The sequence below is a fragment of the Pectobacterium atrosepticum genome (genome assembly GCF_000740965.1).
GTDB lineage: Bacteria > Pseudomonadota > Gammaproteobacteria > Enterobacterales > Enterobacteriaceae > Pectobacterium > Pectobacterium atrosepticum.
This window is the reverse complement of sequence record NZ_CP009125.1, coordinates 3,525,364-3,548,459: the sequence shown is the minus strand read 5'-3', so window position 1 is coordinate 3,548,459 and position 23,096 is coordinate 3,525,364. Positions and strand designations below refer to the sequence as shown.

The following is a 23,096-nucleotide window of genomic DNA, read 5'->3' as shown; positions in this document are numbered from 1 at the left end:
ATTACTCACCTTGTTTCCAGGCAAAGATAAAGTCGCTGTCAGGCAGCGAGGTGAAATTTTGAATGATATGGTGATACGTGTCATCAGGGTTCAAGCTGGCAAACGCTTGAGGATAAATATCTTTTGCCAGATATTCCATACCAACAATGTTGTAAGGATGGTTGTAGAAATGGTGGTAAATACCATAGACGTGCTTAGCCTGAACCGCTGGGATCTGGCTAATACCGGTGCGGCTTAGCAGCACATTAGCCTGAGTGCGAACGTCTTCGACAGTCGCGCCATAGCCTAACGGTAATACCTGACTGTTACCACGTTTAGAGCCCGTCATGATGTAGGCATCAGGCTCCATGCTGATGATTTTTTCCAGCGAGACAAAGCCGGATGCACCCGGTAGCAAACCCGAACCAATATTTGTCGCGCCGACGGCTTCAATCAATCCGCCCCAGCCGCTGTTGCTGTGCGTGAAGCAGCAGGAATCCGAATTTCCGGCAATCGGTTCAATAAAGACGCTGGGTTTTGGGGTTATCGCGGCGGTTTTCTGCTGAATGGCATCGAGGTGTTTGCGGTAGAAATCGGTATACGCTTTGGCGTTGGCTTCACGATTCAGAACCTTACCCAACAGATCGACACTAGAGGCGGTATCTTTAGCCGGATTCACTTCATAATCGACAAACAGTACGGGAATATTCAGTGCGCTGAGCTTGTCAATCACACCACTTTCCTTCAGCGCCGCCTTGGCACGCAACTGGGCAATCATCAGGTCTGGCTGTTTTGACAGCACGCTTTCCAAATCGACGTTGCCTTTATCACTGAAACCCATATCCAAAATGCCGACGGACTCAGGCCATTTTCCTTTCAGCATGTCCCAGGTTGCCGTGTCCTGTTTTTTCGCCAGATTGTTCCAGGCGACAAGACGCTGAAAGGGATTATCGCGGTCAAGTAATGCCATCGTCATAATATCGCGGCCGTCTTGCAGAATGATGCGCTGCGGCTCTTGTTTAATGGTGACACTTCTGCCGTCGAAATCGGTAACGGTGAGAGGATATTGGGTAGCGTAGCTGAAGAGTGGGGCGGAGAGTAATGCGGTCAGGAAGAACGATCTTGCTGATTTTCTTAACATGGTGGCGATCCTAATTCACAATTTATCAATGTGATGAAGTTATCAGTGTAATGAGTTTGATAATTATTATCGTATATTGATAAACAATGCGTATACAGGATTCATATGTAAAGAAAAATAACAACTCCGACCCGAGTTCATTTTTATGAGAGTGGGTCGGAGTGGGTCGAGATTAGCGTTTCAGCGCGTCGCTCAGTTCTTCACGGATGGTGCCCAGAATAGATTTCACCACACGCGGGTTGCCTGCAACCAGATTGCCGGATGCCAGATAGTTATGGCCGCCAACGAAGTCCGTCACGATCCCGCCAGCTTCACGTACCAACAGTTCGCCACCGGCAAAATCCCACGGCTTCAGACCGATCTCAAAGAAACCATCAACGCGACCCGCGGCCACATAGGCCAGATCCAGTGCGGCAGAACCCGTGCGACGGAAATCCGCACATTGGGTGAACAGTGCGCTAACAACGTTGATATAACTTTTGCTGTGTTGTTTTAATTTGAAGGGGAAACCTGTTGCCAGTACGGTGCCTTCAAGATCGCGGGCAGTACTGCTGCGCAGACGATAACCGTTCAACTGTGCGCCCTGACCGCGGGTAGCACTAAACAGCTCATTACGCATAGGATCATAAACAACGGCAACTTCGGTACGGCCTTTAATGCGGACCGCGATAGAAACGGCGAAGTGGGGTAAACGCTTGATGAAGTTGGTGGTGCCATCCAGAGGATCGATAACCCATTGTACTGCCGGATCTTCACCTGCCAGCTCACCACATTCTTCACCAATAATGGTGTGCTGTGGGTAAGACTTGCGGATGACTTCAATGATCAGACGTTCTGCATCCCGATCGACGTTGGTCACAAAATCGTTGCTGCCTTTCTGGCTAGCTTCGACGGCGTCTGGCGTTTCATAGTTTTTGGCAATCAAATTGCCGGCTTTACGCGCAGCGCGTATAGCGATGTTGAGCATCGGATGCATGGTATCGGTCCACTGGAATGTTAAAGAACGGAAAGCGGCGCAGAGTATAGCAGTAGAAAAGTAAAATAGCTAAGTTTGTGTTAAGGTATGGCGGTTTCCTTTTCGCATGACTTCCTTTCGCACAACAGAGTACATAATGTTAGACAATATTCGCATTGTTCTGGTTGAAACGTCGCACACTGGCAATATGGGATCAGTGGCCAGGGCGATGAAAACCATGGGCTTAAGCAAACTTTATTTAGTCAATCCATTGGTTAAGCCTGATTCGCAGGCGATTGCGTTGGCCGCAGGCGCCAGCGATGTTATCGGTAATGCCACCCTTGTTGATTCGCTCGATCAGGCGCTCGAAGGGTGCAATCTGGTGGTCGGCACTAGTGCACGTTCCCGCACTTTGCCTTGGCCGATGCTGGAACCGCGTGAGTGTGGCGTTCGCAGTGCGCAGGAAGCGGAGCACGCGCCGGTGGCGCTGGTGTTTGGGCGTGAGCGTGTGGGACTGACGAATGATGAACTTCAGAAATGTCATTACCACGTGGCGATTCCCGCTAACCCAGAATACAGCTCGCTAAATTTGGCGATGGCGGTGCAGATTATTGCTTATGAAGTCCGTATCGCGCATTTGGATCGGTTACAGGCTGGGCAGCCGGAGCATGAAGAATCGCCGTACCCGCTGGTCGACGATCTGGAACGCTTTTATCAGCATCTTGAACAGACGTTACTGCAAACCGGATTTATCCGACCAGCACATCAAGGGCAGGTGATGAACAAGCTGCGTCGCTTGTTTACCCGCGCCAGACCTGAAGCTCAGGAACTTAACATCCTGCGTGGAATACTCAGCTCGGTACAAAAAACACACGACGAATAATACTTGAGTGTTTTACTCGGTTAAATAGTTGACTAAAACACTCGGGAATGTCAGACTCGCGGTATGTTCTGCCAATACATGTTTTCATAATACATGTTTTACCTACAGGTACCACTATCATGAGACTGACATCCAAAGGCCGTTACGCCGTTACCGCCATGCTCGATGTGGCTCTGCATTCCCAGGAAGGACCAGTTCCATTGGCGGATATTTCCGAACGCCAAGGTATTTCACTGTCTTATCTGGAGCAGCTATTTTCGCGCTTGCGTAAGAACGGACTGGTTGCCAGCGTTCGTGGCCCAGGCGGCGGTTACCTGCTGGGTAAAAACGCGAATGAAATCGCTGTTGGTATGGTTATTTCTGCTGTCGATGAGTCTGTTGACGCAACGCGTTGCCAAGGCCGCGAAAGCTGTCAGGGTGGCGATCGCTGCCTGACGCACACGCTGTGGCGCGATCTGAGCGACCGTATTACTGACTTCCTGAATAACATCACGCTGGATGAGCTGGTGAATAATAAGGAAGTACTGAACGTTGCGGATCGTCAGGATACTGATACGCGTCGCACCGCGAATGGGCGCATCCAGGAAACGATCAACGTTAACCTGCGCGCCTGATACACCTTCAACGTGACAGGTTCCTTGTGACGAGTACCTTTACTCGTCACGTTTTGCCTTTCTGATCGCCGCCTAATCAATGACCACGTTGCCCAATGTGGATCGGGTGCTATGGCGACTGTCACAGTGTTGATCTGGCTATAAATTATTCCGACGATAAATTGTTCCGACTATAAAATAGTAAAACTTTGCACTGGCCCGAAAGGTTGCGGGTATAAACAACCTGTCAATAAAACAAAACGCATTGTACGTTTTGAAGTGATGTACGGAGTTTATGAGCAATGAAGTTACCTATCTATCTCGATTATTCAGCTACCACGCCGGTTGACCCGCGCGTCGCTGAGAAAATGATGCAGTGTTTGACGTTGGACGGTACGTTCGGTAATCCGGCTTCCCGTTCACACCGTTTTGGCTGGCAGGCGGAAGAGGCGGTTGATATCGCCCGTAACCAAATTGCTGAACTGGTCGGTGCCGACCCACGTGAGATTGTCTTCACGTCAGGCGCGACCGAAGCCGATAACCTCGCGATTAAAGGTGCTGCCAACTTCTACCAGAAGAAGGGCAAACACATCATCACCAGTAAGACCGAGCACAAAGCCGTGCTGGATACCTGTCGTCAACTCGAACGTGAAGGCTTCGATGTCACTTATCTGGCACCGCAGCGCAACGGCATTATTGATCTGGTTGAACTTGAAGCTGCGATGCGCGAAGACACCATTCTGGTTTCCATCATGCACGTCAATAATGAAATCGGCGTAGTGCAGGATATCGCAGCCATCGGCGAAATGTGCCGCAGTCGCGGTATCGTGTTCCATGTTGATGCCACGCAGAGCGTAGGCAAACTGCCTATCGATCTCAGCCAGTTAAAAGTGGATCTGATGTCTTTCTCCGGCCATAAAATCTATGGGCCGAAAGGGATCGGAGCACTGTATGTTCGTCGTAAACCCCGTATCCGCCTCGAAGCGCAGATGCACGGCGGTGGTCATGAGCGCGGCATGCGTTCTGGCACCCTGCCTGTGCACCAGATTGTCGGTATGGGCGAAGCCTACCGCATCGCGAAAGAAGAGATGACCGCAGAAATGGATCGCCTGAGTACGCTGCGCGATCGTCTGTGGAACGGTATTAATGATATTGAAGAAGTCTACCTGAATGGTGATATTGAGCAGGGCGTGCCCAATATCCTGAACGTCAGTTTCAACTATGTTGAAGGTGAATCGTTGATTATGGCACTCAAGGATCTGGCGGTATCGTCCGGTTCTGCCTGTACGTCGGCCAGTCTGGAGCCCTCCTACGTGTTACGCGCGCTGGGCATGAATGATGAGCTGGCACATAGCTCGATCCGTTTCTCGCTGGGACGTTTTACCACCGAAGAAGAGATCGACTACACCATCGAGCTGGTGCGTAAATCTATCGGTCGTCTGCGCGATCTTTCTCCGCTGTGGGAAATGTTCAAACAGGGCGTAGATATCAGCAGCATCGAATGGGCGCATCATTAATTCACCAGAGCGGGGACGACTATCATGGCTTACAGCGAAAAAGTAATTGATCACTATGAAAATCCACGCAACGTGGGTTCGTTTGACAACGCCGATCCTTCTATCGGTAGCGGCATGGTCGGCGCGCCAGCGTGCGGCGATGTGATGAAGTTGCAGATAAAGGTCAACAACGAAGGTATCATCGAAGATGCCCGCTTCAAGACATACGGTTGTGGTTCTGCCATTGCCTCCAGCTCGCTGGTCACAGAGTGGGTAAAGGGAAAATCGCTGAATGAAGCTGAAGCGATTAAGAACACGCAGATTGCCGAAGAGCTTGAACTACCGCCAGTGAAGATTCACTGTTCCATCCTGGCGGAAGACGCTATCAAGGCAGCGATTGCGGATTACAAAAGTAAACGCGACGCGCAGTAATCTCTGCGGCTGAGCTCGTCGGGTGCACCGTGGTTATCGGTGCCTGATTCCGTCGAGTTGGCGAACGATCGAGGTAACAGTATGTCGATTTCTCTGAGCGAAAGTGCGGCGCAACGCGTGAGCGCTTTCATCGCAAACCGAGGCAAAGGCCTTGGGCTGCGTCTTGGCGTACGGACATCCGGCTGTTCCGGTATGGCGTATGTGTTGGAGTTTGTTGATGATTTGAACGACGGTGACACTGTCTTTGAAGACAAAGGCGTCAAAGTCATCGTAGACGGCAAAAGCTTGGTCTATCTTGACGGAACGGAGTTGGATTTCGTTAAAGAAGGGCTGAACGAAGGCTTTAAGTTCAATAATCCTAACATTTCCGGCGAATGTGGTTGCGGCGAAAGTTTCAACGTCTGACCCCTCTTGGGTAGTGAGCGTACTATCGATTAATGACACGCGCTGCTACCCAACACTCCCAGAGTACCACTATGGATTACTTTACGTTATTCGGGCTGCCTATTCGCTATGATGTGGATGGTAGCCTGCTTGCATCCCGTTTTCAGGATTTGCAGCGTCAGTTTCATCCTGACCGTTATGCTACCAGCCCAGAGCGCGAGCGTATGCTGGCTGTACAGCAGGCGGCGACGATCAATAACGCCTATCAGGCGCTAAAACACCCGCTGAAACGCGCGGAGTACATGCTGTCGTTGCACGGTTTTGATGTGAACAACGAGCAGCACACGATGCGGGACACGGCATTCCTGATGGAACAGCTTGAACTGCGCGAAGAGTTGGATACGATCTCTCAGCGATCGGATGCCGATGAGGCACTGACGACCTTCGCCGAGCGGTTGCAGGTCATGATTGGCACTCGTCGTTCTCATATGCGTCATGAACTGGATAATGAGACGTGGACAGACGCTGCGGACACCGTGCGCAAGCTACGCTTTTTAGACAAACTCCAGCAACAGGTTGAAGAACTCGAAGAACAATTGCTGGACAGATAACTCGTTAATCCGGCGAGAAACCCGATGGTGATTGCCATACAGGGCTTTCGCCAGCCAATTGATGGAAGCTCAATATGGCCTTATTACAAATTAGTGAGCCAGGTCTCAGTGTGGCACCGCACCAGCGACGTCTGGCCGTCGGTATTGATTTAGGCACCACCCATTCTCTCGTTGCCACCGTGCGCAGCGGCGAAGCTCAAACGCTGACGGACAGCGACGGGCGCGATCTGCTGCCGTCGGTTGTCCACTATCGTCACGATGGCTACAGCGTCGGCTGGCACGCGCGCGACAATGCTGTCCACGATCTGGAAAACACCGTCAGTTCAGTCAAACGCCTGATGGGGCGTTCTCTGGCCGACATTCAGCAGCGTTACCCTCATTTACCCTACCGTTTTCACGCCAGCGATAACGGCTTGCCGCTGATTCAGACGTCGGCTGGTAACCTGAATCCCGTGCAGGTGTCTGCGGATATTTTGTCTGCGCTGGCTGCGCGTGCGGAATCTGCGCTAGGCGGCGTGCCGGATGGTGTAGTAATTACCGTTCCCGCATATTTCGATGACGCACAGCGTCAGGGTACCAAAGATGCGGCGCGTCTGGCTGGGCTGCACGTATTACGTCTGCTCAACGAGCCAACCGCAGCGGCGATTGCCTACGGGCTAGATTCCGGTAAAGAAGGCGTGATCGCCATTTACGATCTGGGCGGCGGTACTTTTGATATTTCCGTTCTGCGCTTAAGCCGTGGTGTCTTTGAAGTGCTGGCGACTGGCGGTGATTCTGCGCTGGGCGGTGATGATTTCGATCATCTGCTGGCCGAGTGGCTGCGCGAACAGGCAGGTGTTCACGATCGTGACGATCGCCAGTTGGAGCATGCGTTTCGTGACGCGGCGGTGAAAGCCAAAATTGCGCTCAGCAGCGCTGATTCGATAGGTGTGAATGTTGCTGGCTGGCTGGGGACTATCACCCGTGAACAGCTTGATGCACTGATTGCTCCGTTGGTGAAACGGACGCTGCTGTCCTGTCGTCGTACGCTGAAAGATGCGGGGCTGATGGCAGAAGACGTGCAGGAAGTGGTGATGGTCGGCGGATCGACGCGTGTTCCATTGGTGCGTGAGCAGGTGGGGACATTTTTTGGTCGTACACCGCTGACGTCTATCGATCCTGACAAGGTTGTGGCGATCGGCGCGGCGATTCAGGCTGATATTCTGGTCGGCAACAAGCCGGACAGTGAAATGCTGCTGCTGGACGTGATCCCCTTGTCGCTGGGGCTTGAGACTATGGGCGGGCTGGTGGAAAAAATCATTCCGCGCAATACCACGATCCCGGTTGCCCGCGCACAGGAATTCACAACCTTTAAAGACGGCCAGAGCGGCATGATGATCCACGTCTTGCAGGGGGAGCGCGAAATGGTGGCGGATTGCCGTTCGCTTGCCCGCTTCTCACTGCGTGGCCTACCGTCGTTACCTGCGGGAGGGGCTCATATTCGCGTGACTTTTCAGGTCGATGCAGATGGTTTACTGAGCGTTACAGCGATGGAGAAATCGACGGGCGTCGAGGCTTCTATTCAGGTTAAACCGTCGTACGGTTTAAGCGATACGGAAATTGCCACGATGATCACCGACTCGATGTTGAATGCGAAGGAAGATGTCGGGGCGCGTCGTCTGGCAGAGCAAAAAGTGGAGGCGGCACGCGTGCTGGAAAGCTTGCAAAGCGCACTGGTGGCCGACGCAGCGTTATTGAGTAATGACGAAAAAGGTATCATTGTCGCGGCATCCGAACACCTGCATACGATGATGCAGGGAAGCGATCCCGTGGCAATTGAAGCCGCGATTAAAACAGTCGATCAACAAACCCAGGAATTCGCCGCCCGTCGTATGGATGCCTCTATCCGTCGTGCGCTGGCAGGCCATTCTGTGGATGAGGTGTAACATGCCTAAGATAGTCTTTTTACCGCATCAGGATTTGTGTCCTGAAGGCGCGGTTTTGGAAGCGGAACGCGGTGAAAGTATACTGGAAGTCGCCCTGCGTAACGGTATTGACGTTGAGCATGCCTGCGAGAAATCCTGTGCCTGCACCACCTGCCATTGCATCGTGCGTGAAGGCTTTGACTCGCTTGCAGAAAGCACAGAAGAAGAAGACGACATGCTGGATAAGGCCTGGGGGCTGGAACCGGAAAGCCGTCTGGGCTGTCAGGCACGTGTCGCCGAAGACGATCTCATCGTCGAGATCCCGCGCTATACGATCAACCACGCGCGCGAGCATTGATCTGAATAGGGAGGAACCGTTATGGGATTAAAATGGACAGACAGTCGGGCTATTGGCGAAGCACTTTACGACCAGTTTCCCGATCTCGATCCGAAAACCGTGCGTTTCACAGATATGCACCAGTGGGTCTGCGAGCTGGATGAATTTGACGATCGACCGGACGGCTCCAACGAAAAAATTCTGGAAGCGATCTTACTGGTCTGGTTAGATGAAGCCGACTAAGTAATATGACGGGGCTACTAGGTTAATGCCGAGCGTTTGAGAACCGAGATACATGGAGTGACCACGGGGCGAGGTATCCCTGCGGGAACCTCATCCCGTGTTTCTCCTGGTATGAGACTTACGTGACCATTATTAGGCTGGTGGCCCATTTTATTTTCGTGCCAAAATTCGTAACATTTTCATGTCATGATGCACGGTTTATGTATCTGCAAACATGAAAAGCACCTGCAAACATGAAAAGTGGCAGGAATATCCATTATCGGAGAAGCACTATGACGAACAATACCATGCTGATTTCACTCTCGACTCAACCAGCTGACGCGCGCTGGGGAGAAAAAGCAACGCTGAGTGTGAATGAGCAGGGTTTTACCATTCATGTTGGCACGACGTCACTGAATGGCAAAGCTGCACTGGCAACGATCCAGCGTGCCGCCCGCAAAATCGACGGGCAGGGGATCAAACACGTTACGTTAGCGGGTGAAGGCTGGGATCTGGCAAACAGCTGGGCATTCTGGCAGGGTTATCGTGGGCCGAAAGGGCAAAGAACGGTTGAATGGGCGGAGCTGAACGATGCCGACAAGAAAGAGCTGAATGACCGCTTGAAGATTGTTGACTGGGTTCGTGACACCATCAACCTGCCTGCTGAAGATTTGGGGCCAGAACAACTGGCGACCCGCGCGGTCGATCTGCTGTGTGACGTGGCATGTGATGCCGTTAACTACCGCATCACCAAAGGTGAAGATCTGCGTGAACAGAATTATGCCGGTCTGTACACGGTCGGTCGCGGTTCTGAACGTCAGCCGGTGCTGCTGGCGTTGGACTATAACCCGACGGGTAACCCGGATGCGCCAGTGTTCGCCTGTCTGGTGGGCAAAGGTATTACGTTTGATACCGGCGGCTATAGCCTGAAGCCGAGTGGATCAATGGATTCCATGAAGTCAGATATGGGCGGTGCGGCTACTCTGACGGGGGCACTGGCGCTGGCAGCGTCACGCGGTTTGCAACAGCGAGTGAAACTGTATCTGTGCTGCGCAGACAACATGGTGAGCGGCAATGCATTCCGACTGGGCGACATCATTCGCTATCGCAACGGTAAAACGGTTGAGGTGATGAACACTGACGCGGAAGGGCGTCTGGTACTGGCGGATGGTCTGATTGATGCTTCCGAGCAGAATCCGCAGTGGATCATTGACTGTGCAACGTTGACGGGCGCAGCGAAAATGGCGCTGGGCAACGATTATCACGCGCTGTTCAGCTTTGATGATGAGCTGGTTGCGGCATTGCAGGAAAGTGCGAAAGAAGAAAATGAGCCGTTCTGGCGCCTGCCGCTGGAAGAGTTCCACCGCAGCCATCTGCCGTCCAGCTTTGCCGATCTGAACAATATTGCCAGTGGTGCACACACCGCCGGTGCCAGCACGGCAGCCGCTTTCCTGTCGCACTTTGTGAAAAATTATCAGCAGGGCTGGCTGCACATCGACTGTTCCGCAACGTACCGCAAAGGTGCGGTTGATCAGTGGGCGACGGGCGCGACGGGACTCGGCGTGCGCACGCTGGCGAATCTCCTGCTGAGCAACGCCAAGTAGTCGGTTCAGGCTTGTCTGCTATTTACAGAATGTGTTGAGAAATAAAACCGGCCTCAACGCGCCGGTTTTTAACGTAATCATGTTGAGGAAAGTATGGAGTTTTCGCCACGTAATAAACTGGAAGAAGTGCTGATTCTGGCCGCAATGGAGCCCGCGCATCGCCCTGAGTTTTTCAGCGAACTGATGGAAGCCACTGTATTCGTGCTGGGCAGTACTGATGACGGGGATGAATCCGGTGAGACGGTGTTGCATGCGGGCAGTAATGTGAACATTCAGCACTGGGAAAAAGACGATGGTTCGTCCGCCATTCCTTTCTTCTCTTCTCTGGAAGCGTTACAGAGCGTGATTACGGAAGAAGCGTCTTTTCTGGCACTGCCAGTGCGCTCTCTGTTTGAAATAACGCAGGGTGTTACGCTGTTCCTCAATCCTAAGCTTCCGTATGGCAAAGAATTTCTGCCGCAGGAAATTGAACATATTCTGTCTGGCGAAGGTAACGGCTTTGTTCAACAGCGCGTTGTTGAAGACGATATGCAGGTCATGCTGAGCCAGCCAGCTGAGATGCCAGCACAGATGATTGACTCTCTGACACAGCTTTTTACCAAGCATCGCCATGTAAAACGGGCGTTTCTGGCACAGATTCAGGAACCGGGTGAAGAACAGCCGCATCTGCTGATTGGTATTGATGTCGATCAGGATGAGGAAACCATCATTCGTGAAGCAGGCAGCGTCGCTAGCGATACCTTACCGGACGATCGTCCTGTCGACCTGTGTCTGGTGAAGGAAGGCGAGCCGGGCATCAGTCATTACATGATTAAACACACCACGCCGTTCTACGAGCGCAAGTGGGGGAGTTTCCTGAGGGAGTTTAAGGGAAGCGGCAACGCGTAATACCGAGTGTAGATCTAATGACGGCGACAGCGGATTACTATTTTTCCGCTGTTGCCTGTAACAACAGTAAATCGATCAGCATCACCAGATTCGATTCAAATGAGCTAATCTCGCCCGCTTCCGCTGCATAGTGAACCGCATCATCGTAGAGCCGGAAGTGCAAATCGGCTAACTCGCCTAATGAGTTCAACGACGCGCGGGTAAAGGCAATCACCTTCATACCAATGTTTTTGGCGATACGCGCCTTATCCAGCACTTGCTCGGTTTCCCCACTGCGAGAGATCGCGATAAACACCTGATACTTTGGCGCGTTATTGAGAAAAATACCTCTGCTGTCGCCTAACCCGGAAGAGAACGCATCTTTCCCCAGCACCTGAAGCTTCTTCGCCAAATATTCGGCAAACAAATGGGAAAACCCTGCGCCGTACAGAAAAAAGTGACTTTCCTGCCGCAGGATAGCGCCGAAGGCTGCTCTATCCTGATGGCTAATGTAGGCAAATGTGCGCTGATAATTGTCGATAAAATGCTGGAAAGCATCAGGCAGCGACGCATCATCGGGCGTGACGACAGGTGAGGGAGCGAGACGCGGATTGTCCGTGAGCAACGTTTTACAGTGATAGATGAATTCACTATAGCCACTAAAGCCGATTTTCTGGCACAGCCGCATGATAGTCGCCGTAGATACATAGGTTTTCTGCGCCAGTTCCCGCACTGTTATCTTGCCGATCAGCGATGAATGTTCGGCGATAAAAGCCAGCACGCGATATTCCGCGCGCGTCAGCGCCTGACCGTGCTGCATTAACGATGCCAGCCGATTATCCACCTGCTACTCCTGAGCGATTCCTGATAGACAAGGAATAAATAGACTGACAACAAAATACCGTGCGGGGCTAATCGCGCGCAATCGGGACATCATCGCGGCTACCCCAGTCGCTCCACGATCCGTCGTACAGTGTCACATTGGGGACATTTAACTGCGTCAGTGCCAACACCACGACGGATGCCGTTACGCCGGAACCACAACTGGCGACGATAGGGCGAGTGAAATCCACGCCGTGCTTATGCAGAATGGTCGCCAGTTCGGCATTAGGCTTCAGCGCACCATTATTCACCAAATCAGTCCACGGTACATTCAGGCTACCGGGGATATGACCACGGTGCAGGCCGGGACGCGGTTCGTCTACTTCGGCATTAAAGCGTTGAGCGGGGCGGGCATCGACAATCTGCTCTGATTTATTCCGACTGATTGAGAGCACGTCGTCGCGTGAGCGAATGGCGTTTTCATCCAACGTGGCGTGAAACGTGACGGGCTTACTCGCCACATCGCCCTGTTCCAGCGGCAGATTCTGCGCTTTCCAGCCAGCCAGACCACCACTCAGAATTGAAATGGATGCCGCGCCGAAGGTGTGCAGCATCCACCATGCGCGGGGGGCGGAGAAGAGGTTACCTTCATCGTAAATCACCAGATGCTGCTGGTTATCGATCCCCAGTTCACCCATCGCGCGTGCGAAGTTTTCGCAAGTTGGCATCATATGCGGCAGATCGGTGCTGTGATCGGATAGGTTTTCAATATCAAAAAAAACCGCGCCGGGCAGATGAGCGGCGCGGTATTCGGCATGAATATCACGGGTGTCGTTACCCGGTGGCAACATTCGGGCGTCAATGAGCGTGATACTGCTGTCATTCAGGTGGCTGGCAAGCCAATCAGCGGAGACAAACCGCTCATGAGAAACGGGCAAATCAGAAGACGATGCTGACATAGATCCTCCACGTTGGGGCCGATGAATTCGGCCCCGAATCTATCATTGATGTGCAATGATAGATTCATTGTCAGCGATTTTCCGTAATCCTACAAGTCGCAGATTATTGGGCGATACCGTCTCTATATGCTTGTTTTAATTGCGGCCAGTAATCCTGATTGGCCTCAATCATATCGTCCAGAATCGCTTTAGCGTGCTGCATGGTCGGCACTGTACGGTTCAGGGTAAATGCCTGCAACGCCTTCTCGTAGCTGCCTTCCAACGTGGCTTCCACCAGTAATTGTTCGGACGCCAACTGCTGTTCCAGCAAGGCACGATGGAACTGCGGTACATTCCCCATGCGCACGGGTTCCGGCCCTTGGGCGGTGATATAAGCGGGGACTTCCACCATCGCGTCGTAAGGCAGATTGGCGATGGCGCCTTTATTTTCGACGATGACCAGATGACGCTGACGGAGATCGAACGCCAGCGAGCAGGCGACGTCAACAATGAACGAACCATGCACGCCAACGTGGAACGCATCCGGCAGAATACCGGTTTCCTTGTAGCTGGCGGCGGCTGCAAATAGTTTCTTCTCACGTCCGTCCATCACTTCGTTGGCGCGTGTGTAATCCGGATCCTGATGTTCAACGATCTGGTTAGGCATCAGGTAATACTGCAAATACGGATTCGGCACGAACTCTGGGAAATGATCCATGATCGGTTTGATGTTACGCCATGTTTTCACCCATGACGGATCGGCATGCTGTGGATCGGTGTCGGCTGCATCGGCGGTCAACAGGCCGTAGCGGGCGATGTGTTCGCGCAGTTCTGGCATACGATCGACGCCGTCGACCAGTACACGGGTAAACCAGCCAAAGTGATTCAGCCCGAAATAGTCCACCGTGATGTCGTGGCGATCGACGCCCAGCACGGCAGCGATGTTACGCATCGCGGCAACGGGCATGTCGCAAATATTCAGCACGCGGGCGTTAGGTCGCAGGCGACGAACGCCTTCGGCAACAATCGCGGCGGGGTTAGAGTAATTGACGATCCACGCGTCTTTGTGTGCATAGCGTTCCACTAGATCGATCAGCTCGGCCATCGGTAGAATCGTGCGCAGGCCGTAAGCCAGACCGCCGGGGCCACAGGTTTCCTGCCCGACGACGCCGTGGCGTAGTGGAATTTTCTCGTCCTGTTCGCGCATTTTGTACTGGCCGACGCGCATCTGTGCAAAAACAAAGTGAGCGCCGGTAAACGCGGTTTCCGCATCGGTCGTGACGGTAAAGACGATGCTGTCACTGTGGTCGCGAATCACCTTTTCCACCACCGGTGCGATGATGTCCTGCCGCTGGCCGTCGATGTCATACAAACGAATCTCAGCCAGCGGGAAATCCGCAAGACGTACCATCAGACTTTTTACGATGCCCGGGGTATAGGTGCTGCCGCCACCGGCAATTGTCAGAATAAATGGGGGTTTCGTCATGGTCAGTCTCCTGTTAAAGCGCGTTTTCAACTGCTTCGCGTATAGTTTTGACGTGAAGTCCGTAAACCACCTGTACGTTGTTACCCTGTCGGATAACGGCTTTCGCACCGGTGTTCTTAAGCTGTTGTTCGTCTACCAAAGCTGGGTCGATGAGCGTGACCCGCAGGCGGGTGTAGCAGTTATCCACCACCTCGATATTGGGTTTGCCGCCCAGTCCCGCGATAATGGTGGCCCCGACAAGCTGGGCATCACCTTTCACGGCGTCCTGCGCTTTTACCTGATGCTCGGATTTGGTCTGATATTCGTTTTTAGAATAGAGACGCGTCTCTTCCTCATCGGTTTCACGCCCTGGTGTTGGCATGTCGAAATACAGAATAAGGAAGCGGAAGACGAAGAAGTAAATCACTGACATGGTCAGCCCGACCGCGATGTACATCGGCCAGTTAGATTTCTCGACGCCTAGCGGCAGGTTATAGAGCAGGAAGTCGATGACGCCATTGGCACCGATCGCATGCACGCCCATGATGGAGAACAGCATCATGCCTATGCCGGTGAGCACCGCGTGGACGGCAAACAGCATAGGAGCGACGAACAGGAAGGAGAACTCCAGCGGCTCGGTGACGCCCAGTAAGAAAGAGGTAAAAGCGGCCGGAATCAAAATGGCTTTCGCCGCCAGACGTTTTTCTGGCTTCGCCGTGATGTACATCGCCAACGCTGCGGCAGTGAGACCAAACATTTTACTGATGCCGCGTGCATCCCAGACCACGGTCGAGCTCAGCTGTTTGACGTCCTGACAGGCCATTTCAGCAAAGTAGATGTTGCGTGCGCCCTGATACAGCTTGCCGCATACCTCGGCCGTTCCACCCAGTTCGGTGTATAAGAACGGGGTATAGACCAAATGATGCAGCCCGGTGGGGATCAGAATGCGTTCCAGAAAGCCATAAATTGCGATGCCAACAGGGCCTGCACCTTTGATGGCGAAGGCCAGCCAGGTGATGCCGTGCTGAGCAAATGGCCACAGGGTGCTCATTGCAAAGCCCAGCGCAATCGCTAACGGAATAACCAGAATGGCGACGAAGCAGTGGCCAGAATAGATCGCCATGACGCCGTTAAACTGTTTACTGGAATAGCGGTTATACAAATAGCCAGCGAATCCTCCGATCAGAATACCGGCGAAAACGCCCATTTCCAGCACCTGAACGCCCAGTACCATACCTTGCCCTGCGGGGCGCATCTCGGCGGCTGACACGAGCTTGCCCTGTAACTGCAGCGTGATATTCATGGCATTAATGAAGATGATGAACATCACTAGACCGATCAGTGCGGCATAACCCTTGTCGCGCTTTGCCAACCCGATAGGAATCCCAACGGCGAACACTAACGCGAGGTTAGCCAGAATCGCCACGGCAGATTTGGAAACCAGTTGACCAAAATCCTGAATTAAGGGGTGATTAAGTAAAGGGACATAGCCTGCTAAGTTGCCGTTACCGAATACGTTCCCAAATGCGATGAATAGCCCGACAATCGGAAGTATCAGCACCGGCCCATACAGGGACTTGCCGAAATTTTGCAATGCGTTGACCGCTCTTTTCATTATCAGCCCTCTTACTGGCCATTATGGTGGGTACAGCAGCAAGGCTAGCAGTGAATGCCAAAAGGATTCCAGTTATCTTATTGTTTTAAAAACAAATAACCTATAACGTTACAAGTAACCTTCAGAACTGTGATCGCCGATGATTTGTTACATTCAGTACAGGTGCGGTGGGGAACGAAAAAGCGCGATGCGCAATCGTTAATGAAGAGAAAATGAGAGGTAATATTTTTTTAATAAAATGTTATCTCCTTGGTAGGCAACAAAGGTCTCTGCCCCTATAATTTGCGCCACTTTCACCGGTCGGATAACAATTATTATAATCCGGCTGCAATCTGACAGTTTAGTTAATGAGGTCAATATGACGATAGAACGTACCTTCTCCATCGTAAAACCTAATGCGGTTGCCAAGAATGCTATCGGTGCGATTTATGCACGTTTTGAAAGCGCAGGTTTTACCATTGTTGCGTCTAAAATGCTGCGCCTGAGCCGTGAGCAAGCGGAAGGTTTCTACGCTGAGCATAAAGGCAAGCCGTTCTTTGATGGCCTGATTGAATTTATGATGTCTGGCCCGATCATGGTACAGGCGCTGGAAGGTGAAAACGCCGTTCAACGTAACCGTGACATCATGGGTGCCACGAACCCAGCCAACGCGCTGGCAGGAACGTTGCGTGCTGATTACGCGGACAGCTTCACGGCGAACGCAGTACACGGTTCAGATTCTATCGAATCTGCTCAACGTGAAATCGCTTATTTCTTCAGCGACGACGAAATCTGCCCGCGCGCGTAATTTTGCGTGTGTGTCATGTTACGCATGATTGGTTTTGTGTGTAATAACAGATGAGCACTTGTGATGTTGCCCTTTTTCACCGAGCCAGTGCGCGGCACTGAAGCGATGACACAGAAAAAAAAGCGGTGATGGTAGCTTACCTGTTTTAAACTTTGTACAATGCTGCGCCCCGGATGAGCCTGCACTTGCCCGGGGCGTTTCTTTGGTCATTACCATCGAACTCAACCCTCTTTTTTTAGCGCCATAACGTGTAACAACGAGGCCAGGATCTACAATGTCTAAGCAAATCGCGTCTGAAATCATCGTGTCTGAAACTATCGTATCTGAGCAAACCGTGTCTGAATTCTCTCCGGCGTCTGCTGATGCCTCTCAATCCGTCAAAGCCAGTGTGGGGAAAATTAACCTGCTGGATCTTAATCGTCAGCAAATGCGTGACCTCTTCATGTCGATGGGAGAGAAACCGTTCCGTGCCGATCAGGTCATGAAGTGGATGTATCACTACTGCTGTGATGACTTCAACCAGATGACGGATATCAATAAAGTCTTCCGCACTAAATTGCAGGAAATCGCTGAAATTCGCGCACCCGAAGTGGTGGACGAACAGCGTTCTTCCGATGGCACTATCAAGTGGGCGATTCTGGTGGGTGGCCAACGGGTCGAAACGGTTTATATTCCAGAAGAAGAGCGCGCCACGCTGTGCGTATCGTCTCAGGTCGGCTGTGCGCTGGAGTGCAAATTCTGTTCAACGGCTCAGCAGGGTTTTAACCGTAACCTGCGCGTATCGGAAATCATTGGTCAGGTGTGGCGTGCAGCGAAGATCATCGGTGCTTTTAAAGTTACCGGTCAGCGCCCGATCACCAACGTAGTGATGATGGGAATGGGCGAACCGCTGCTGAACCTGACTAACGTGGTGCCAGCGATGGAAATCATGCTGGATGATTTCGGCTTTGGTTTGTCCAAGCGTCGCGTGACGCTGTCCACGTCAGGCGTCGTGCCTGCATTGGATAAACTGGGCGATATGATCGATGTTGCGCTGGCGATTTCACTGCATGCGCCGACCGACGACATTCGCAACGAAATCATGCCGATCAACAAAAAGTACAACATCGAAATGTTCCTGAGTGCGGTGCGTCGCTATCTGGAAAAATCCAATGCGAATCAGGGCCGTGTGACCGTTGAGTATGTGATGCTGGATCATATCAATGACGGCACTGAACATGCGCATCAGTTGGCTGAATGCCTGAAAGATACGCCGTGCAAGATTAACCTGATTCCGTGGAACCCGTTCCCCGGCGCGCCGTATGGCCGCAGCTCAAACAGCCGCGTTGACCGTTTCTCCAAAGTGCTAATGGAGTATGGTTTCACGACGATCGTACGTAAAACCCGTGGGGATGACATCGATGCTGCCTGCGGTCAGTTGGCCGGTGAAGTCGTGGATAGAACCAAGCGTACGCTGAAGAAGAAAATGGCGGGTGAACCTATCGCAGTGAAAGCGGTCTGATAACGAATGGCGCGGGTTAACGCGAAAGCGCTAACCCGACGTCTTGCCGCCGATGTCCTTTTACCAACGTAATTTGCAGGGCAAAAGCGGGCAAACTGCGAAGTGCGCCGCGTTGTTGTCAGGTACGACTGCCACTCTGTTCATATTCAGGTAACCTCTTTGCCAAGGACGACAAGCGAGGGAGAACAGGGATGACGAAGCCTCTAGCACAGGGACTGTCTTTATTACATGGAATAGCGTTATCACAGGGAATGTATTGGCTGAGTAGCCTGTTTGCGATGTTGCTGCTGGTAGGGTGTGTACCTTCGCCTCAGCAGACGACAAATCCAGCGGTCGCCCAAACCCGTTTGCAGCTTGGGTTGGCGTACCTCGCGCACAATAATCTGGATTCGGCTCGGCAAAATCTTGAGAAGGCGGTAGCGATTGCTCCGCAGGATTATCGAACGCAATTGGGGATGGCGCTTTACGAGCAGCGAATAGGTGAAAACCGTCTGGCTGAACAGCGTTATCAGCATGTGTTGAACAGGGCGCCGGAAAATGGCAGCGTCATGAATAATTACGGTGCGTTTCTGTGTAGTTTAGGGCAGTATGTAGCGGCACAGCGACAGTTTAGTGCGGCTGCACAACTTCCTGATTACAGTCAGGTTGCTGATGCGTTGGAAAATGCAGGATACTGTTTTTTCAATGCTGGACAGACTGAAAACGCGCGCAATTTATTAAGTCGGGCGCTGAAACATGACCCGACGAAAGGCAGTGCTTTGCTGGCAGAAGCAAACAAACAGTTTTCTGCCGGGAAAAATGAGCAAACGCGGCTGCTGCTTGATGTTTATCAGCATATTCTTCCGGCCAGTGCCGAAAGCTTATGGTTACAGATTCGTTTCGCCGCGTTAGCGGGCCATGATGGCGATAAAGAACGTTATGGCAACGTGCTGGCGCGAAGTTTTCCACAATCTAAACAGTACCAGCATTTCTTAGCTAATGAATACTGAAACCACCCAAGATACAACAGAAGCAAAACTACCTGGCGAACGTCTGCGTGAGGCGCGTGAACGCCTTGGGCTGACTCAGCAAACTATTGCCGAGCGTTTGTGCCTTAAAATCACCACCGTTCGAGATATTGAAGACGGTACAACCCCTGCCGATTTAGCGCCGACCTTTTTGCGCGGCTATATCCGTTCTTATGCCAAGTTGGTTCATTTACCTGAAGATAACCTGCTTCCCATAATGGATAAACAGGCCGTGCCTAAAGCGATCTCGGTCTCACCGATGCAGAGTTTTTCGCTGAAAAAAAGCCGCAAAAAGCGTGATGGCTGGCTGATGATAATCACCTGGCTAGTCGTGCTGGTTGTTCTGGGGCTGACGGGCGCGTGGTGGTGGCAAAACCATCAGGCTCAGCAGGCAGAGATCAACAGCATGGTCGATCACGCCAGTTCTATGCAGTCGCAAACGGAGGGGCAGTCCGTTCCGCTGATGGATAACAGTGCTCCGCAGGAAACGTTGACGGCGGGTTCTGCAGCGACACCGCCTTCAACGCCAGTCGATCTCTCCGCCACTATCGCGGCGACACCGTCAACGCCTCCTTCTTCCACAACCTCATCATCTGCTGTACCGTCCAGCCAATCACCTTCACAGGCGAATGCCACACAGTCGCAGGCTGCGGGTAACGCATTGTTAGGCGCTGGGGCAGTCGCACCTGCGGCTACGGTAGCGGATAGCAATCCGGTCTCTGCAGCTCATGCATTGGTGATGACCTTTACGGCCGATTGCTGGTTGGAAGTCACGGATGTCAGCGGTAAGAAACTGTTCAGCGGCATGCAGCGTAATGGCAGCACGTTGAATCTGGATGGTCAGTCACCCTATCAACTTAAAATTGGTGCACCTGCTGCGGTACAGATTAAATTTCAAGGTAAGCTGGTTGATTTAAGTCGATTCGTGCGCAGCAGTCAGGTTGCACGCCTGACGTTGACCGCAGAATAACGTGTTGTTTAGGTAAGACTGCAATGCTGGAGATGAAGTAATGCATAACGCTGCACCCATAACCCGTCGAAAATCAACACGGATTTACGTCGGCAAGGTGCCTGTTGGTGATGGTGCGCCGATTGCGGTGCAATCCATGACCAACACCCGAACCACCGACGTTGAAGCAACCGTCAATCAAATCAAAGCGCTGGAGCGTGTTGGCGTCGATATCGTCCGCGTTTCCGTGCCGACAATGGATGCGGCGGAAGCCTTTAAGCTTATCAAACAGCAGGTGAATGTCCCGCTCGTCGCCGACATTCACTTTGACTACCGCATCGCGCTTAAAGTCGCGGAATATGGCGTAGACTGTCTGCGCATCAATCCCGGTAATATTGGTAACGAAGAGCGCATTCGCTCGGTTGTCGACTGTGCACGTTACTACAATATCCCGATCCGCATTGGTGTTAACGGCGGTTCGCTGGAAAAGGATATACAGGAAAAATACGGTGAACCCACGCCGGAAGCATTGCTGGAATCGGCGATGCGCCATGTTGATATTCTTGATCGTCTGAACTTCGATCAGTTTAAAGTCAGCGTTAAAGCCTCGGATGTTTTCCTTGCGGTGCAATCTTATCGCCTGCTGGCAGCACGTATCGATCAGCCTCTGCATCTTGGTATCACCGAAGCCGGTGGCGCACGTAGTGGTGCGGTGAAATCGGCTATTGGCCTCGGCCTGCTGCTGTCTGAAGGTATTGGTGACACGCTGCGTATCTCATTGGCAGCCGATCCGGTTGAAGAAGTTAAAGTCGGCTTCGATATCTTGAAATCACTACGCATTCGCGCACGCGGAATCAACTTTATTGCTTGCCCGACTTGCTCTCGCCAGGAATTTGATGTGATCGGTACGGTGAACGCATTGGAACAACGACTGGAGGATCTCATCACGCCGATGGACGTCTCGATTATCGGTTGCGTGGTTAATGGCCCCGGTGAAGCGCTGGTGTCTACTATTGGCGTAACGGGTGGACACAACAAGAGCGGCTTTTATGAAGACGGCGTGCGGCAGAGAGAGCGATTCGATAACGAACAGATGATCGATCAGTTAGAAGCCAAAATTCGCGCGAAAGCCTCCATGATGGACGAAAGTCAGCGTATTACCGTCAATCTGGTGGATAAGTAACCCTGACGGCGTGACGGTATGCCGTCACCCGCATAATTCACGATTCCTTAACCCGATGGGGATGCTCCGCATTGAAGATGCGACGACAATCCCTCTATAATCGGGTTTATTTTTTGAAAAACGCATAGAGAACTGACGTGGCAAAAAATATTCAAGCCATTCGCGGCATGAACGATTACCTGCCAGCCGAAACGGCATTGTGGCAGCGTATTGAAAACAGCCTGAAACAGGTGCTCAGCGGCTACGGCTATAATGAAATTCGTTTGCCGATTGTCGAGCAAACGCCGCTGTTTAAGCGCGCTATCGGGGAAGTGACCGATGTCGTCGAAAAAGAGATGTATACCTTTGACGATCGCAATGGCGATAGTTTGACTCTACGTCCGGAAGGGACGGCAGGCTGCGTCCGCGCCGGTATTGAGCACGGTATTCTCTACAATCAGGAACAGCGGCTGTGGTATGTCGGCCCGATGTTCCGCTACGAGCGTCCGCAGAAAGGGCGCTATCGCCAGTTCCATCAGTTGGGTTGTGAAGTTTTTGGTCTGCAAGGGCCGGATATTGATGCCGAACTGATCCTGATGACGGCCCGCTGGTGGCGGATACTGGGCATCGCCGATCATGTGAAGCTGGAACTGAACTCGATTGGTTCGTTAGACGCACGTGCCCGCTATCGTGAAGCGCTGGTGGCGTTTCTCGAACAGCATAAAGATCAACTGGATGAAGACTGCCTGCGCCGGATGTACACCAACCCGTTGCGCGTTCTGGATACGAAAAATCCACAGATTCAAGTTCTGCTGAATGATGCGCCGGTGCTGACGGACTATCTGGATGATGAATCGCGAGCACACTTTGAAACACTGGGTGAACTTTTAACGCAGTCCGGTATCCCATATACCGTTAATCCGCGTCTGGTCCGTGGTTTGGATTACTATAACCGCACCGTATTTGAGTGGGTGACCACCAGTCTGGGCGCTCAGGGCACGGTCTGTGCCGGTGGGCGTTATGATGGTATGGTGGAGCAACTAGGTGGACACGCGACGCCAGCGGTCGGTTTTGCGATTGGTCTGGAACGTCTGGTTCTGCTGGTGCAGTCTGTGAATCCGGATTTCAAAGCACAGCCAGGCGTAGATGCTTATCTTATTTCTTCCGGTGCAGGAACGCAGATTGCCGCAATGCAACTGGCGGAGAAATTACGTGATGCGTTGCCGCAGTTGAAATTGATGACCAATTACGGCGGTGGCAACTTTAAGAAACAATTCGCTCGTGCTGATAAATGGGGCGCACGCGTCGCATTGGTATTAGGCGAAAATGAAGTGGCGGCCGGTCAGGTTGTGGTTAAAAATCTGAGCAACGGCGAGCAGGATACATTGGCACAGGCCGACGTCGCATCGCGGCTGGCAACGTTACTGGATTGAGGAGAGAGA

23 protein-coding genes are annotated in these 23,096 nt (G+C 52.3%); 17 read left to right on the top strand and 6 right to left on the bottom strand.

Translation table 11 applies throughout. The annotated features are described in order from the left end of the window. Position 1: 1 nt before the first annotated feature. Positions 2 to 1,120 (bottom strand): ABC transporter substrate-binding protein, encoded by a 1,119-nt coding sequence (locus GZ59_RS15685; protein ID WP_039293054.1) that lies wholly within the window; start codon positions 1,118 to 1,120, stop codon positions 2 to 4. 172 nt (positions 1,121 to 1,292) lie between these two features. Continuing rightward, positions 1,293 to 2,096, bottom strand: coding sequence for an inositol-1-monophosphatase (gene suhB, locus GZ59_RS15680; protein WP_011094759.1), 804 nt, complete (start codon positions 2,094 to 2,096; stop codon positions 1,293 to 1,295). A gap of 136 nt (positions 2,097 to 2,232) precedes the next feature. Here suhB and trmJ point away from each other — a divergent pair, with 136 nt between their 5' ends. The 11 genes from trmJ (at position 2,233) to sseB (ending at position 11,429) form a co-directional block, all read left to right on the top strand. Continuing rightward, the gene (gene trmJ, locus GZ59_RS15675) at positions 2,233 to 2,958 is read left to right on the top strand and encodes a tRNA (cytosine(32)/uridine(32)-2'-O)-methyltransferase TrmJ (protein ID WP_011094758.1); all 726 of its coding nucleotides are present in this window, start codon (positions 2,233 to 2,235) and stop codon (positions 2,956 to 2,958) included. 119 nt (positions 2,959 to 3,077) lie between these two features. Beyond that, positions 3,078 to 3,572 (top strand): Fe-S cluster assembly transcriptional regulator IscR, encoded by a 495-nt coding sequence (gene iscR, locus GZ59_RS15670; RefSeq protein WP_011094757.1) that lies wholly within the window; start codon positions 3,078 to 3,080, stop codon positions 3,570 to 3,572. 281 nt (positions 3,573 to 3,853) lie between these two features. Next, on the top strand, positions 3,854 to 5,068 hold the full coding sequence (locus GZ59_RS15665) for an IscS subfamily cysteine desulfurase (protein ID WP_039293052.1): 1,215 nt from the start codon (positions 3,854 to 3,856) through the stop codon (positions 5,066 to 5,068). A gap of 24 nt (positions 5,069 to 5,092) precedes the next feature. Next, entirely contained in the window at positions 5,093 to 5,479 is a 387-nt protein-coding gene (gene iscU, locus GZ59_RS15660) for a Fe-S cluster assembly scaffold IscU (protein WP_005970177.1), read from the top strand. An 81-nt stretch (positions 5,480 to 5,560) separates the two neighbouring features. Next, positions 5,561 to 5,884: an iron-sulfur cluster assembly protein IscA gene (gene iscA / locus GZ59_RS15655; RefSeq protein WP_010307854.1), complete on the top strand. Its 324-nt coding sequence runs from the start codon at positions 5,561 to 5,563 to the stop codon at positions 5,882 to 5,884. A gap of 71 nt (positions 5,885 to 5,955) precedes the next feature. Beyond that, complete coding sequence (gene hscB, locus GZ59_RS15650; protein WP_039293046.1) at positions 5,956 to 6,474, top strand: co-chaperone HscB; 519 nt, start codon at positions 5,956 to 5,958, stop codon at positions 6,472 to 6,474. Between the two features lie 74 nt (positions 6,475 to 6,548). After that, on the top strand, positions 6,549 to 8,399 hold the full coding sequence (gene hscA, locus GZ59_RS15645; protein ID WP_039293043.1) for a Fe-S protein assembly chaperone HscA: 1,851 nt from the start codon (positions 6,549 to 6,551) through the stop codon (positions 8,397 to 8,399). A 1-nt stretch (position 8,400) separates the two neighbouring features. Continuing rightward, entirely contained in the window at positions 8,401 to 8,736 is a 336-nt protein-coding gene (fdx, locus tag GZ59_RS15640) for an ISC system 2Fe-2S type ferredoxin (protein ID WP_039293040.1), read from the top strand. Positions 8,737 to 8,757: 21 nt separating this feature from the next. Continuing rightward, positions 8,758 to 8,958 (top strand): Fe-S cluster assembly protein IscX, encoded by a 201-nt coding sequence (iscX, locus tag GZ59_RS15635; RefSeq protein WP_011094752.1) that lies wholly within the window; start codon positions 8,758 to 8,760, stop codon positions 8,956 to 8,958. A 272-nt stretch (positions 8,959 to 9,230) separates the two neighbouring features. Continuing rightward, positions 9,231 to 10,541: an aminopeptidase PepB gene (gene pepB, locus GZ59_RS15630; protein WP_011094751.1), complete on the top strand. Its 1,311-nt coding sequence runs from the start codon at positions 9,231 to 9,233 to the stop codon at positions 10,539 to 10,541. Between the two features lie 93 nt (positions 10,542 to 10,634). Further along, a complete protein-coding gene (gene sseB / locus GZ59_RS15625; protein WP_011094750.1) occupies positions 10,635 to 11,429 on the top strand; it encodes an enhanced serine sensitivity protein SseB in 795 nt (264 codons plus the stop codon). A 37-nt stretch (positions 11,430 to 11,466) separates the two neighbouring features. Here the strand turns inward: sseB and GZ59_RS15620 are convergent, their stop codons facing one another. From GZ59_RS15620 to GZ59_RS15605, 4 genes are all read right to left on the bottom strand, one after another. Further along, positions 11,467 to 12,252 (bottom strand): MurR/RpiR family transcriptional regulator, encoded by a 786-nt coding sequence (locus GZ59_RS15620; RefSeq protein WP_039293036.1) that lies wholly within the window; start codon positions 12,250 to 12,252, stop codon positions 11,467 to 11,469. A gap of 67 nt (positions 12,253 to 12,319) precedes the next feature. Further along, positions 12,320 to 13,189, bottom strand: coding sequence for a 3-mercaptopyruvate sulfurtransferase (gene sseA, locus GZ59_RS15615; protein ID WP_039293033.1), 870 nt, complete (start codon positions 13,187 to 13,189; stop codon positions 12,320 to 12,322). A gap of 103 nt (positions 13,190 to 13,292) precedes the next feature. After that, positions 13,293 to 14,654, bottom strand: a complete 1,362-nt coding sequence (locus tag GZ59_RS15610) for a 6-phospho-alpha-glucosidase (RefSeq protein WP_011094747.1) — start codon at positions 14,652 to 14,654, stop codon at positions 13,293 to 13,295. A 13-nt stretch (positions 14,655 to 14,667) separates the two neighbouring features. Beyond that, positions 14,668 to 16,248, bottom strand: a complete 1,581-nt coding sequence (locus tag GZ59_RS15605; protein ID WP_039293028.1) for a PTS transporter subunit EIIC — start codon at positions 16,246 to 16,248, stop codon at positions 14,668 to 14,670. 358 nt (positions 16,249 to 16,606) lie between these two features. Between GZ59_RS15605 and ndk the strand changes: the two genes are divergently transcribed. The 6 genes from ndk to hisS all read left to right on the top strand — a co-directional run bounded on the left by ndk (position 16,607) and on the right by hisS (position 23,087). Further along, positions 16,607 to 17,035, top strand: a complete 429-nt coding sequence (gene ndk, locus GZ59_RS15600; RefSeq protein WP_039293026.1) for a nucleoside-diphosphate kinase — start codon at positions 16,607 to 16,609, stop codon at positions 17,033 to 17,035. Between the two features lie 274 nt (positions 17,036 to 17,309). Next, positions 17,310 to 18,536, top strand: coding sequence for a dual-specificity RNA methyltransferase RlmN (gene rlmN / locus GZ59_RS15595; RefSeq protein ID WP_039293023.1), 1,227 nt, complete (start codon positions 17,310 to 17,312; stop codon positions 18,534 to 18,536). Positions 18,537 to 18,727: 191 nt separating this feature from the next. Then, the gene (pilW, locus tag GZ59_RS15590; RefSeq protein ID WP_181023438.1) at positions 18,728 to 19,525 is read left to right on the top strand and encodes a type IV pilus biogenesis/stability protein PilW; all 798 of its coding nucleotides are present in this window, start codon (positions 18,728 to 18,730) and stop codon (positions 19,523 to 19,525) included. Then, positions 19,515 to 20,513, top strand: coding sequence for a cytoskeleton protein RodZ (gene rodZ / locus GZ59_RS15585; RefSeq protein WP_039293020.1), 999 nt, complete (start codon positions 19,515 to 19,517; stop codon positions 20,511 to 20,513). Before pilW ends, rodZ begins: the two co-directional genes overlap by 11 nt. A 40-nt stretch (positions 20,514 to 20,553) precedes the next feature. Then, entirely contained in the window at positions 20,554 to 21,675 is a 1,122-nt protein-coding gene (gene ispG / locus GZ59_RS15580; RefSeq protein ID WP_011094741.1) for a flavodoxin-dependent (E)-4-hydroxy-3-methylbut-2-enyl-diphosphate synthase, read from the top strand. 137 nt (positions 21,676 to 21,812) lie between these two features. After that, a complete protein-coding gene (gene hisS, locus GZ59_RS15575; protein ID WP_039293015.1) occupies positions 21,813 to 23,087 on the top strand; it encodes a histidine--tRNA ligase in 1,275 nt (424 codons plus the stop codon). The last annotated feature ends 9 nt before the right edge of the window (positions 23,088 to 23,096 follow it).